We start from the raw sequence: 12,729 nt of genomic DNA, 5'->3' as shown, positions 1-12,729 counted from the left end.
TCCGCTGGCCTTCTCGGCCTCGCCGCCCCTCTCCGGTCGCGCACCGCGTTCCCACCCCGCACCGGGCCGGTTTCTCAAAGCATTGCGGTCAGCTCCTCCCGGGTGAAGCCGACCTCGTCCAGTGCCCCGCAGTCCAGCCCCCGCAGCAGATACCCCGCCAGCGCCCGCGCCGTCGCCGGTTCGTCGAGGATGCCGCTCGACTGCCGGCCCAGGTAGCGGCGCAGCCGGATCGAGGCCGCGTCCACCCCGTCGGCGAAGAACGCGTACGTCGCCGCGAAGCGGGTCGGCAACTGCGCCGGATGCAGATCCCACCCTTGGTAGAACCCGCGTTCCAGGGATCGGCGCACCAGGCGGTGGTGCAGCGCCCAGGCGTCGTGGACGGCCACGTCCGAGCCGACCGGCAGGATGTTCGTCGACCCGTCGGAGAGCCGGACCCCGGTGCCGGCCGCGGCGGCCTGGACGACCGCCTTGGCGTAGTCGGCGACCGGGTGGTCCATCGCCTGGTACGCCGCCGCCACGCCGGCCGCCGCGCTGTAGTCGTACGTGCCGTAGTGCAGGCCCGTGCAGCGCCCGTCGGCCGCGGTGATGAGCCGGGCCACGGTGGCGGTGCCGTCCGCGCCGAGCACGGCCGACGGCAGCTCGATCTGGATCTCGAAGGTCAGCGTGCCGGCGGCCAGCCCGTACCCGCGCTCCAGCGTCTCGCACAGCGCGACCATGGCGGCGACCTGGTCGGTGCCGCTCACCTTGGGCAGCGTCACGGTGAAGGGCTGCTGGTACAGCGACAGGAACAGGTCGAAGGTGCGCAGCGAGCGCCGGCGGGTAGCCGCCTCCAGCGACTTGATCCGGATCCCGAGGAACGGCGGCCGCGGGCCCTCGGCGAGCACGGCGACGGCCGCCTTGACCGTCGCGTCCTCCTGGTCGTCGTCGCGGACGCCGTAGCCGTCCTCGAAGTCGATCCGCAGGTCCTCGATCGGCTCGGTGGCCAGCTTCGCCCGGACCCGGTCGGCGAGCGCGGCCGGGAACGGCAGCGGCGGGCACCCGTCCAGGGCCGCCTGCGCCTGCGCGCCCCACTCCCGGAAACCGCCGATGCGGTCGGCCGGGATGTAGACCGTGTGCACCGGCTGCCGCCCGGGCCGCTCCCCGGGATAGCGGGTGGCCAGGAACGCGTCGTGGGCGGCGAGCCGGTGGTCCAGGGCGGCGTAGTCGTCGTCGCTGAGCCGCATCGTCAGTCGATCGAGTCGTAGGCGGCCGTCGTGAGGAACTCGGCGAAGTCGTCGGCCAGCGCGACCCGCTCGAACAGTTTGCGGGCGTCGTCGAAGCGGCCGGCGGCCCACGCCTGGTCCCCCAGCGCCTCACGGATCTTGGCGAGCTCCTCGTCCTCGATCCGCCCGACCAGGTCGGCCGTGACCTCGGTGCCGTCGGCCAGGCGCACCCCGTTGTGGATCCACTGCCAGACCTGGGAACGGGAGATCTCCGCGGTGGCCGCGTCCTCCATCAGATTGTTGATCGCGACCGCGCCGTTGCCGCGCAGCCAGGCCTCGAGGTACTGCAGGGCGACCGAGACGTTGCCGCGCAGGCCGGCCTCGGTGACCGACCCGCCGGTGGCCGCCACGTCGAGCAGCTGCGCCGCCGCCACGCTGACGTCGTCGCGCCGGCGGTCGAGCTGGTTCGGCCGGTCCCCCAGCACCCGGTCGAAGATCTCCCGGCAGACCGGCACGAGGTCGGGGTGGGCCACCCAGGAGCCGTCGAAGCCGTCGCCGGCCTCGCGTTCCTTGTCCTCGCGGACCTTGGCCAGCGCCACCTCGTTGACCGCCGGGTCACGCCGGCTGGGGATGAACGCGGCCATGCCGCCCATCGCGAACGCGCCGCGCTTGTGGCAGGTCGAGACCAGCAGCTCGGTGTAGGCCCGCATGAACGGCGCCGTCATCGTCACGGCCGCCCGGTCGGGCAGCACCATCGCCGGGTTGTCGCGGAAGTACTTGATGATGCTGAACAGGTAGTCCCAGCGGCCGGCGTTCAGCCCGGAGATGTGCGGGCGCAGGGCGTGCAGGATCTCGTCCATCTCGAACGCCGCCGGGATGGTCTCGATCAGCACCGTGGCCCTGATGGTGCCGACCGGGATGCCGAGCGCCTCCTGGGCGTACGTGAAGACGTCGTTCCAGAGCGCCGCCTCCTTGTGCGACTCCATCTTGGGCAGGTAGAAGTACGGCCCGCTGCCCCGCGACAACAGCTCGGCGGCGTTGTGGAAGAAGTAGAGCCCGAAGTCGACCAGCGCCCCGACGGCCGGCTCGCCGTCCACCGGCAGGTGCCGCTCGTCCAGGTGCCAGCCGCGGGGCCGCATCACGATCGTCGGGTACGGCCCCTCGCCCAGCTCGTAGGTCTTCTTGTCGGTCTCCAGCCGGATCGTGCGCCGGATCGCGTCGAACAGGTTCTGCTGGCCGTCGACGACGTTGGACCAGTGCGGGGTGTTGGCGTCCTCGAGGTCGGCCAGCCAGACCTTCGCGCCGGAGTTGAGCGCGTTGATGGTCATCTTGCGCTCGGTCGGCCCGGTGATCTCCACCCGCCGGTCGGTGAGGTCGGCGGGCGCGGGCGGCACGCGCCAGTCCCCGGCGCGGATGTCGGCCGTCTCGCTGAGGAAATCGAGGCTGCCCCCGGCGGCGATCTCGGCGCGCCGGGCGGCCCGGGCGGCCAGCAGCTCGTTGCGGCGCGGCCGGAACCGCCGGTTCAGCTCCGCCACGAACGCCACGGCTTCGTCGGACAGAATCTCGGTCACGGTCGGCGACTCCCCTCACTGCGATGACTCGAATCACGGCGATGGCTCAAACCGTGCGCATCTCCCCGTACCGTATCGGTCCCGGAGCCCCCCGCGCCCGTCTCGCGCAGCAGCAGGGTTGCCGTCAGGACCACCAGGACGACCGCGCTGCCGTGCACGGCCAGGGCAGTTGCCCAGCTCCCACCGTGGGTGACCACGGCGGCCGCGTCGCCGAGCGGGATGGTGACGGCGGCCAGGATGACCCAGCCCAGCGTGCGGCGGCTGCCCGTGACGAACACCGCGAAGATCATCAAACCGTAGGCGATGTCGCGCATCGCCTTGACGACGAAGTAGCCGGAAGCGGCGCCCGTCGGCCACGGCTCGATGCCGAAGCTGGAGGCGGCGCCGTGCGGGTTGAGCAGGAAGTTGAGGCCGAAGAACAGGCCGGCGAGGCCGCACAGCACGGCCAGCCCGGTGGTCAGACGTCGCATGGGCTTGCTCCTGTCGTTGCTAGGTCTGAGAGCAACGCTAACCTAACTTTGCTCCGAACGCTAGCGGTGCTAGGATTTCGCCATGGCCGTGCAGGAGAGACGTGAGCGGGAGCGCGCCGAGCGTCGTCAGCTGATCCTTCGTTCCGCCCGTGAGCTGGCCGAGGCCGAGGGCTGGGAGGCGGTGACCACGCGGCGGCTGGCCGATCTGGTGGAGTACAGCCAGCCGGTGCTCTACAGCCACTTCCCCGGTAAGGACGCGATCGTGGCCGCGGTGGCGGTCGAGGGCTTCGCCGAGCTGGCGGATGAGCTCCGGGCCGCCCGCCTCGCTGCCACCGACCCGCAGGCCGGCGCGCCACCGGCCGGCGATTCACCCACAAGCGATCAGCAAACCGGCGATCCGGGGACCGGCGGAACGGAGACCGACGAGAGGTCACCGGCCGGCGACCCCGAGGCGACCCTGCGCGCGGTAGCCGCCGCCTACCTGGGATTCGCCCGCACCCGCCCGGCCCTGTACGACGCGATGTTCGCCCGCCCGATCGACCTCGCCTTCGCCGCCGAGGACACTCCGGCCCCCCTGCGCGACGCGTTCGGCGAGCTTCGCAGCGCACTCACCCCGCTCGTCGACGACAAGCCGGGCGAGAAAGACGGGAAAGCCGGGCGAGACCAGGGCAGCGGAAGGGGCGACAGGAGCGGCGGGGACATCGACAGTCGGACGGAGGTGTTCTGGAGTTCCCTGCACGGGCTGGTGACCCTGGACCGAGGCCGGCGGCTGCGCGTCGACCAGGGCACGGCCCGCCTCGACATCCTGGTCGACTACGTGGCCGGCCCGCACGGCCACCGCCCGCGGGCCGGCGAGGATGGCGGCCCGAGATCCGGCCCACCCGCCCCGAGCCGCCCGTAGCCCCCGCCCGAGCGGCCAGAGAGACGGCACCGGCGCGTAATACGCCGGACCGACCCAGCCACGGACAACCCAGCCACGGACAACCCAGCCACGGACAACGGCCCGGAACATCGGCTCCGAGGTCACGCCGACACGGGCGGCCACCGCAGGACACGGCGATGGCCCCCGCGGGGAAACGGAGGCCATCGCTTTTCTCTATCTGGGGATGAGGACTCCCCCTGGGGATGGGGGTGTCCGGTGCTGCCGACCTAGAAGTTGCCGAACGAGTCGCACTTGGCCTTCTGCACGATGCAGTTCTTGACGCGGCTGCCCAGCGCCGCGTCGTCCCAGGCGAAGAACGCGTCGCCGTGCATCGAGGAGGCGTTGCCCGAGGAGAGCTTGAAGCCGGCCGCGCTGCCCGAGCTGGGGTAGCCGATCACGAAGGAGAGCGAGGGGATGGCCACCGGGAACTTGCCGCTGGCGCAGGTGCCGTCCGGGCCGGGGCCGCCGACGTGCGACTTGTGGTCGGGGCTGTCCAGGTGCACGCCGTCCCAGCAGTCCGGGAAGGTGAGCTGGAAGGTCAGTTCGGCGGTCCTGGCGCAGACCGGCCAGTTGCCGTCGCTGCTGCGGCCGGTCTCGCCGCCGGCGCCGGCGCACCAGAACTGGCCCGGGGCGCCCGCCGGGGTCGCCACCTGCCGCTTGGCGTCGCCGACGATCATGCGGAAGCCCTGCGGGAACGGGACCGTCCGGGTGGGGTCCTTCAGCCGCGAGCCGTAGTAGACCGTGACGCCGTGCGGGTCGAGCTTCTTGCCGTTCTCGGTCAGCTCGGGGATCCAGTACGCGGACCGGTCCTCCCCGGGCTTGCAGCTCGATCCGGCGTTGGCCAGCAGCGTCATGGTGGTGGTGTGCGCGTCGGTGCTGTCGTTGCCCAGGAACGTGTGCATGTGCGAGGCGCCGGGCAGGCCGGGGAAGACGATCGGGTCGTCGGTCCGGGAGTGGCTGACCGTGCAGGAGGCGTTGAACTCGGGCACCCGTACGTTGCCGGCCGGCACCGGCTTGGGCTGGAGGGCGTTGAACGCGGCGAGCTGCGCCTTCCACTTGGCCTGGTCGAGGGTCACCCAGCCGTCGCCGGAGGGGACGCCGCCGGCCCCGGAGGCTGACGGAGACGGCGGGACAGGCGACGGGGAAGCGGAGGCCGGCCCGGAAGAGGCGGAAGGAGCCGGCGCCGCCCCGAACGTGAACCAGTTGATGTTCACGAAGTCCCCGGCCTGCGCGCTCTTGAGCACCGCGAAGACGGTCTGCCGGCCGGCCGGCACGGACGCCGCCGTCGCGTTCACCGTCGTCCACTTCTGCCAGCCGCCGGTCCTCGCCACCGGGAAGGTCGCCAGCAGCGCGCCGGTCCGCGAGCCCAGGCGCAGTTCGATCGAGCCGGCTGCGGCGTTGTCCGAGGCGATCCGGGCGGTCAGGGCGGCCCCGGTCACCGCGATGTCGTCGTACCGCAGCCAGTCCCCGGCGGCGAGCCAGCCGACGTTGCTGCCGCCGTCCGCGTCTGCGGTGCCCTCGACCTGCGCGCCCGACTGGGCGGCGTACGCCTCGGCCTGCACCCGGCCCGGCACGACCGTCTCGGCGGCGTTCGCGTTCACGACGTAGACGCCGCTGCCGCCGAGGGCGGCGGCCACCGCGGCAGCCAGCGCGACCCGGGTGGTGTGCCGGCGCCGCTTGCTGGCGTCGCCGGGCGCGACGTGGGCTCCTGAGGTCCGCATAACCATTTCCTTCGCTGCCGTACAACCGGGCGGTGAAAGCTCTTCGCCAGGGAGTATGCACAGCTCAGGAGACTTGTATCAAGGCGCGAAAGAAGACTTATGAATCGCCTCGGAAAGGGCCGCAGGTCGCGGCGGTCCGGCAATGCGATAACAATTAATGGGGGCGACTTCCTTTAAGTCTTCCTAAATTCCGTCCAGCAGCCGGCGGTGGGCCCGCCGGGCGCGCAGCGTGAGCGCGCGGGCGTCCGCGTGCACCAGCTGCCCGCGCTCGACCACCGGCCGGCCGCCGACCAGGGCCAGCTCCACCGGCGCGGCCGGGCCGAGCACGAGCGCCGCGACCTTGTCGTCGATGCCGTCGTGGCCCAGCCCGTCCAGGCGCCACAGCACCAGGTCCGCGAGCTTGCCCACCTCCAGCGAGCCGATGTCGTCCGCGCGGCCCAGGCAGCGGGCCCCGCCCATCGTGCCGAGCCGCAGCGATTCGCGGGCCGACAGCGCCCCCGGACCGCCGCGGAGCCGGGCCACGTACAGCGCCTGGCGCAGTTCCTCGCCCAGGTGGGCCGCCTCCTGGGAAGCCGAGCCGTCCACGCCGAGGCCGACCGGCACGCCGGCGTCGAGCAGGTCCCGGACGCGGGCCAGGCCGACCCCCAGCCGGGCGTTCGAGCTGGGACAGTGCGCCACCCCGGTGCCGGTCGCGCCGAGCTTGGCCACGGCCGCGTCGTCCAGGTGCACGCCGTGCGCCAGCCACACGTCCTGGCCCAGCCAGCCGAGCTGTTCGGCGTACTCGACCGGCGTGCAGCCGAACTTCTCCCGGCAGAAGTCCTCCTCGTCGTCGGTCTCGGCGAGATGCGTGTGCAGCCGGACCCCCTTGCGCCGGGCCAGCGCCGCCGCCTCGCTCATCAGCTCGCGGGTCACCGAGAACGGCGAGCAGGGCGAGACACCGATCCGCAGCATCGACTCCGGCGCCGGGTCGTGCCACCGGTCGATCGCCGCCTCGGTCGCGCTGAGCGCCGCGTCGGTGTCCTCGACCACGTTGTCCGGCGGCAGGCCACCCGACGAGCGGCCCAGGTCCATCGAGCCGCGGGTCGGGTGGAACCGCAGCCCGATCCGGGCGGCCGCCTCGATCTCGGCGGCCAGCACGTCGCCGCCGTCGTGCGGGAACACGTAGTGGTGGTCCATGCTCGTCGTGCAGCCCGACAGCGCCAGCCAGCCCAGGCCGGCGCCCGCGGCGGCCCCGACCGCCTCGGCGTCGATGCGTCCCCAGATCGGGTACAGCGTGGTGAGCCAGCCGAACAGGTTGTCGTCCTGCGCCAGGCCCCGGGTGACCCACTGGTAGAGGTGGTGGTGGGTGTTCACCAGCCCGGGGGTGACCAGGCAGCCGGTGCCGTCGACCCGGCGCGGGGAGCCGGGCAGCTCCCCCGCCCCGCCCGCGCCGACCGCGGCGATCCGGCCGTCGTCGCCGACGACCACGTGGCCGTCCGCGTGCTCGGTGCCCTCGGCGTCGACCGTCGCGACGGTCACGTTCTCGATCACGATCACAGGTACCACTCCGCACTGGCCGGCGGCGCGTCGTCGCGCGTCACGGTGCCTTCGATCAGCCCGTAAGGGCGATCGCCGGCGATGAAGACCTCCCGCGGATTGTCCAGCCCGAACGGCGCCAGATCCGCCAGGTAGTGATGCTTGTTGGGCAGCGCCAGCCGGATCTCGGCGAGCTCCGGGCGCTCGGCCAGCACGCGCTCGCCCATCGCGTACAGGGTCTGCTGCAGGGAATGGCTGTAGGTGTCGACGAAGGCCTCCACCAGGGCATTGTGGGCGCCGCCGAAGGAGGCGTCCCAGTCGGTGTCATCGGTCAGGTGCCGCCAGCGGGCATCGACGGCGGTGGCCAGGATCCGGTCGGTCGTCTCCGGCAGCGTCGTGTACCGGTCGCGGGGGTAGCCGTGGAACTCCGAGTCGGTCGTGTTCAGCAGCACCAGGTCCTTGAGGCCCGACACGACCTGCGCACCCGCGCCGCCGACGGTCACCCCGGCGGTGCGCACGAAGTCGCCCGAGCGGCGGAACGAGTGCGGGCCGAGCCGCTCCCAGGCGTACGCCTCGATGCTCACCGTGGCCGTGTCGATCTGCGGCTGCGTACCGACGAAGTGCCGCGCGAGCAGCAGCCCGAACGCCTCCGGCGAGCCCACGCCGTGCTCGCGGGCGAACGCGTACACCGTGTTCTTCATCGTGTCGGTGGGCAGCACCCCGGCGTTGTCGCCGCGCAGATGGGTCGCCGCGAGGTCGCCCGAGAGCGCGACGCTCACGTTGAGGTCCACCAGCCGGTGGCTGTCACCGCCGCGCGCGACGTGCACCAGGCGGGTCTCCGCCTTGCCGTAACGGTTGCGGCCCAACACGATCGCCACCGGTCAGCTCCCTCGGTAGGTGGTGTAGCCGTAGCGGCTCAGCAGCAGCGGCACATGGTAGTGCCGGTCCGGGTCGTGCACGTGGAACGCGACGGTGATCTCCGGGAAGAAAGCCTCCCCGCCGAGGTACGGCTCCACGTAGAACACCAGCCGGTAGCCGCCGGCCTGCCAGTCGTGCAGCGGCACCTCGTGGCGCAGCCGGCCGTCGCCGTCGGTACGCCCCTCGGCGATCAGCTTCCAGCCGTCGGAGTCGCGGCGCTCCAGGCGCACGTACACGTCGCGGGCCGGCTCGCCGGTGACCGTGTCGAGGATGTGGGTGGAGATCCTGGCGTGCAACGTGGCCGCCGTACCGTCAGTCGAGGGCATCGAGCAACCTCTCCAGCCGCAGCAGAGCGATCTTGCGCAGCTCGCCGGCCACGACCGCCCGCTCGGCCGGCTCGTCGTTGCCGATCCGCTCCCGGGCCGCGGCCAGGATCTCCCGCTGCGTCCGCCCGCTCGCGAAGATCAGGAACACGTGCCCGAACTTGTCCTCGTAGGCGTGGTTCGCGGCGATCAGTGCCGCCCGGGTCTCCTCGTCGCCGCTGCCCGCGGCCGTCGACTGCTCGCGCCGCGACCACGCGGCCTCCTTCGACGCGCCTTCCGCCCGCTCGCCGATCCGCGGATGGGCGGACAGCCCCTGCAGGACCTCCGGCCAGCTCAGGCCGCGGGCGGCCGCATCGGCCGCGGCCAGCACCGCGGCTTTCGACGGGTACGGGCGCCCCGCGGCGACCGTCCGGCCCCACGCGGGAGCGGCACACACGGCGAGCAGCTCCGTCTCGAGCTGGCCGGTGGGCCGGGAGTTGAAAGCCTCGACCCGGTCCACGTTCACCCCCTGTCCGACAGACGGACAGTCAAGCAGCCCATCAACCGATCTTGCATCAGTTTCCCGGCGAATTAACACACCGCACACGTGCCCGGAGCGCGCCGGCGGCGGTGCGCGAGACTTGTCCGGTGCTGATCGCCACGGACGCCCTGCCGGACCTGCCCATCCGCGCGGTGCTCCCGGCGGTGGCCGCCGCCCTGGCCGGCGCGGGCGCCGCGGTGCTGGTCGCGCCGCCCGGAACGGGCAAGACCACGCTGGTCCCGCTGGCCCTGGCCGGCCTCGCCGCGGACGCGAAGGTGGTGGTGGCCGAGCCCCGGCGGGTCGCGGCCCGCGCGGCGGCCCGGCGGATGGCGGCCCTGCTAAGCGAGCAGGTCGGCGAGCGGGTGGGCTACACCGTACGCGGCGACCGGCGCGTCTCGGCCCGTACCCGGGTCGAGGTGGTGACCACCGGCGTGCTGGTCCGCCGCCTGCACCGCGACCCGGAGCTGGCCGGCACCGCCGTGGTGATCCTCGACGAGTGCCACGAACGTCACCTCGACTCCGACCTGGCGCTGGCGTTCCTCATCGAGGTCCGCGCCGCCCTGCGCCCCGACCTGCGCCTGCTGGCCACCTCCGCGACGGCCGAGTCGCAGCGCCTGGCCGAGGTGCTGGGCGACGCCCCGGTGGTGGAGGCGCAGGCCGCGCTGTTCCCGGTGGAGGTGCACTGGTCGCCGCCCCCGCAGCCGGTGACCCCGCCGCACGGCCTGCGGGTGGACCCGAAACTGCTCGACCACGTCGCCACGACGATCCGCCGGGCCCTGGCCGACGGCGACGGCGACGTGCTGGCGTTCCTGCCGGGCGCCCGCGAGATCGAGACGGTCGCGAACCGGCTCCGCGGCGCCGCGGCCGAGATCGTGCCGCTGCACGGCCGGCAGTCCGGCTCCACTCAGGACGCCGCCCTGCGGCCCGGCCCGGTCCGCCGGGTGGTGCTGGCCACCGCCGTCGCGGAGAGCAGCCTGACCGTGCCCGGCGTCCGCGCCGTGGTCGACGCGGGCCTGAGCCGGGTGCCCCGCATGGACCACGGCCGCGGCCTGGGCGCGCTGGTGACGGTCCCGGTCTCCCGCGCGTCGGCGACCCAGCGGGCCGGCCGGGCCGGCCGCGAAGCCCCCGGCCGGGTCTACCGCTGCTGGTCGCCGGCCCAGCACGACCGCCTGCCGGCGCAGCCGGAACCGGAGATCGCGGCGGCCGACCTGACCGGCTTCGCCCTGGACCTGGCCCGGTGGGGCCACCCCGACGGTACGGGCCTGAGCCTGCCGGACGCACCACCGCCCGGCGCGATGCAGGTGGCGACCGGCGCCCTGCGTTTCCTCGGCGCCACCGACGCCGAGGGCCGGATCACCACCCGCGGCCGGGCCCTGGCCGACGCGGGCCTGCACCCCCGCCTGGCCCGCGCCCTGCTGGACGGCGCCCGCACCATCGGCTCCCGCCGGGCCGCCGAGGTGGTGGCGCTGCTGGACGGCGAGCACACCGCGGACGACCTGGCCGTGGCCTGGCGCCGCGCCCGCACCGACCGCGACCCGGCTTGGCGCACGGAGGTCCGCCGGCTGACCGCGGCCGTGACCCGCAACCCGGACACCGAGGACGCCCTCACCGACGATGCTCCGGGGGATGCGGGTGCGGGCGATGGCCTCGAGCCCTTCCCCGGGCTCAGCGACGCCGCCGAGGTGGCTGGGCGGCAAGCCGAGCGGGGAACCGGGCAGCGCCGAGCTGGGCAGAAGGCGGAGCAGCTGCCGCCCGGGCGGGAGGCCGGGCAGAAGACCGAGCAGCTGCCGCCCGGGCGGGAGGCCGGGCGGGAGGCCGGGCGGGAAGCCCGGCGGGAAGCCGGGCGGGAGGCCGGGCGGGAGTGGTTGCCGGACGATCTGGCGGCGGGGCTGATCGTCGGGCTGGCGTACCCCGAGCGGGTCGCCAAGGTGCGCGAGCCCGGCGGGCGGGCGTACCTGATGGCCGGCGGCACCGCCGCGGAGCTCGCCGGCGGCAGCAGCCTGGCCGGCACCACCTGGCTCGCGATCGCCGACGCCGACCGGGCCCCGGGCGCCCGCACCGCGCGCATCCGCAGCGCCGCCCCGCTGGACGAGGCGACCGCCCGGGAGGCCGCCGCGACCCTGCTGGAGAGCGGCACGGAGATCGGCTGGCGGGACGGCGACGTGGTGGCCCGCCGCACCGACCGGCTGGGCGCGATCATCCTGCGGGAACGCCGCCTCGACAAACCCGACCCGGCCCAGCTCCGGGCGGCCCTGCTCGACGGCCTGCGCCGCGAGGGCCTCGGCCTGCTCACCTGGTTGCGGGCCGCCACCGAGCTGCGCTCCCGCCTGGCCTTCGCGCACGCCGCCCTGGGACCACCCTGGCCCGCGGTCGATGACGAGTCCCTGCTGAAGACCCTGGAAGACTGGCTGCCCCTCGGCCCGGCCCGCCGCCGCGCCGACCTGGCGAAGATCGACACGGCGGGCGCGCTGCGCCGCCTGCTGCCCTGGTCGGTGGCGGGCCGGCTGGACGAGATCGCCCCGGAACGCCTGCCGGTGCCCAGCGGCTCAAAGGTACGGGTCGACTACACCGACCCGGCGGCGCCGGTGCTGGCGGTCAAGGTGCAGGAGGCGTTCGGCTGGCGCACGGCCCCGCGCCTGGCCGACGGGCGCATCCCGGTGCTGCTGCATCTGCTCTCACCGGCCGGCCGGCCGGTGGCGGTGACCGCGGACCTGGCGTCCTTCTGGGCGACGGGCTATCCGCAGGTACGCGCGGAACTGCGGGGCCGGTATCCCCGACACCCGTGGCCGGAGGATCCGACCACCGCTCCACCGACACGGCGGCTCAATCCCCGGGTGCGTTGACGGGTGCGGACTGCTGTGAACGCTCATCGTCCCGCCAGATCTTGGAGCAGCGCGGTCGAGCTGGCTCGGGGCAGCTATCCAAGATCCGCTGGAGGGGGGCGGGTGGGCGCGGAGCGAGGTGCACCGGAGCGAGGTGCGCGGGAGGCGCGGAGCTCAGATCTTGGAGCATGGCGGTCGGGCTAACTCGTTGCAGCTCTCCAAGATCCGCCCCGGGGGGTGCTGGCGCGCGGCCGCAGAGGGCGCGGAACGCGGATCTTGAAGCATGGCGGTCGAGCTAACTCGTTGCAGCTCTCCAAGATCCGCCAGCGAGGTGCTGGCGCGGCCGGCGTGGAGGCGCAAAGCGGGGATCTTGGGGCATGAGAGTCGAACTAATGCGTTCCAGCTCTCCAAGATCCGCTGGGCGGGTGGGGGCGGGTGCGGGCGCTGAGCAAGGTGCATCGGAGCGAGGTGCGCGGAAGGCGAGGAGCGCAGATCTTGGAGCATGACGGTCGAGTCAACTCGTTCCAGCTCTCCAACATCCGCCGGCTGGGTGCTCGCGCCCGGCCACAGAGGGCGCGGAACGCGCAGAACGCGGAACGCGGAACGCGGAACGCGGATTTTGAAGCATTACGGTCGAGCCGACGCGTTCCAGCTTCCCAAGATCCGCTGGGCGGGTGCGGGCGGGTGCGGGCGGGTGCGGGCGGGTGCGGGCGGGTGCGGGCGGGTGCGGGCGGGTGCGGGCGGG

Annotated in this window: 10 protein-coding genes; 2 read left to right on the top strand and 8 right to left on the bottom strand. The window is 73.6% G+C overall.

Annotated elements, in window-relative coordinates; genetic code table 11:
* Positions 1 to 74: 74 nt before the first annotated feature.
* From Ani05nite_RS08620 to Ani05nite_RS08610, 3 genes are read right to left on the bottom strand one after another with little or no spacing between them, the layout of a single operon-like run.
* Positions 75 to 1,223: a DUF6986 family protein gene (locus tag Ani05nite_RS08620; RefSeq protein WP_203766633.1), complete on the bottom strand. Its 1,149-nt coding sequence runs from the start codon at positions 1,221 to 1,223 to the stop codon at positions 75 to 77.
* 2 nt (positions 1,224 to 1,225) lie between these two features.
* Entirely contained in the window at positions 1,226 to 2,773 is a 1,548-nt protein-coding gene (aceB, locus tag Ani05nite_RS08615; RefSeq protein WP_203766632.1) for a malate synthase A, read from the bottom strand.
* Positions 2,770 to 3,243, bottom strand: coding sequence for a DUF4267 domain-containing protein (locus tag Ani05nite_RS08610; protein WP_203766630.1), 474 nt, complete (start codon positions 3,241 to 3,243; stop codon positions 2,770 to 2,772). Before Ani05nite_RS08610 ends, aceB begins: the two co-directional genes overlap by 4 nt.
* An 82-nt stretch (positions 3,244 to 3,325) precedes the next feature.
* On the opposite strand from Ani05nite_RS08610, the gene Ani05nite_RS42330 reads away from it, so the two are divergent.
* The gene (locus Ani05nite_RS42330) at positions 3,326 to 4,144 is read left to right on the top strand and encodes a TetR/AcrR family transcriptional regulator (protein WP_203766628.1); all 819 of its coding nucleotides are present in this window, start codon (positions 3,326 to 3,328) and stop codon (positions 4,142 to 4,144) included.
* A gap of 248 nt (positions 4,145 to 4,392) precedes the next feature.
* Here Ani05nite_RS42330 and Ani05nite_RS08600 read toward each other — a convergent pair whose 3' ends face one another.
* From Ani05nite_RS08600 to uraD, 5 genes are all read right to left on the bottom strand, one after another.
* Positions 4,393 to 5,886, bottom strand: a complete 1,494-nt coding sequence (locus tag Ani05nite_RS08600) for a DUF1996 domain-containing protein (protein ID WP_203766626.1) — start codon at positions 5,884 to 5,886, stop codon at positions 4,393 to 4,395.
* Positions 5,887 to 6,069: 183 nt separating this feature from the next.
* Positions 6,070 to 7,422 (bottom strand): 8-oxoguanine deaminase, encoded by a 1,353-nt coding sequence (locus Ani05nite_RS08595; protein WP_203766624.1) that lies wholly within the window; start codon positions 7,420 to 7,422, stop codon positions 6,070 to 6,072.
* Positions 7,419 to 8,279, bottom strand: a complete 861-nt coding sequence (gene pucL, locus Ani05nite_RS08590; protein WP_203766622.1) for a factor-independent urate hydroxylase — start codon at positions 8,277 to 8,279, stop codon at positions 7,419 to 7,421. The genes Ani05nite_RS08595 and pucL overlap by 4 nt, the downstream gene beginning before the upstream one ends.
* Positions 8,280 to 8,282: 3 nt before the next feature.
* Entirely contained in the window at positions 8,283 to 8,645 is a 363-nt protein-coding gene (gene uraH / locus Ani05nite_RS08585; protein WP_203766621.1) for a hydroxyisourate hydrolase, read from the bottom strand.
* A complete protein-coding gene (gene uraD / locus Ani05nite_RS08580; protein WP_239129509.1) occupies positions 8,632 to 9,147 on the bottom strand; it encodes a 2-oxo-4-hydroxy-4-carboxy-5-ureidoimidazoline decarboxylase in 516 nt (171 codons plus the stop codon). The genes uraH and uraD overlap by 14 nt, the downstream gene beginning before the upstream one ends.
* 128 nt (positions 9,148 to 9,275) lie before the next feature.
* Between uraD and Ani05nite_RS08575 the strand changes: the two genes are divergently transcribed.
* The gene (locus Ani05nite_RS08575) at positions 9,276 to 12,005 is read left to right on the top strand and encodes an ATP-dependent RNA helicase (protein ID WP_377881362.1); all 2,730 of its coding nucleotides are present in this window, start codon (positions 9,276 to 9,278) and stop codon (positions 12,003 to 12,005) included.
* Positions 12,006 to 12,729 lie beyond the last annotated feature (724 nt).

Source organism: Actinoplanes nipponensis (assembly GCF_016862275.1).
Lineage (GTDB): Bacteria > Actinomycetota > Actinomycetes > Mycobacteriales > Micromonosporaceae > Actinoplanes > Actinoplanes nipponensis.
This window is presented reverse-complemented; position numbering and strand designations above follow the sequence as displayed.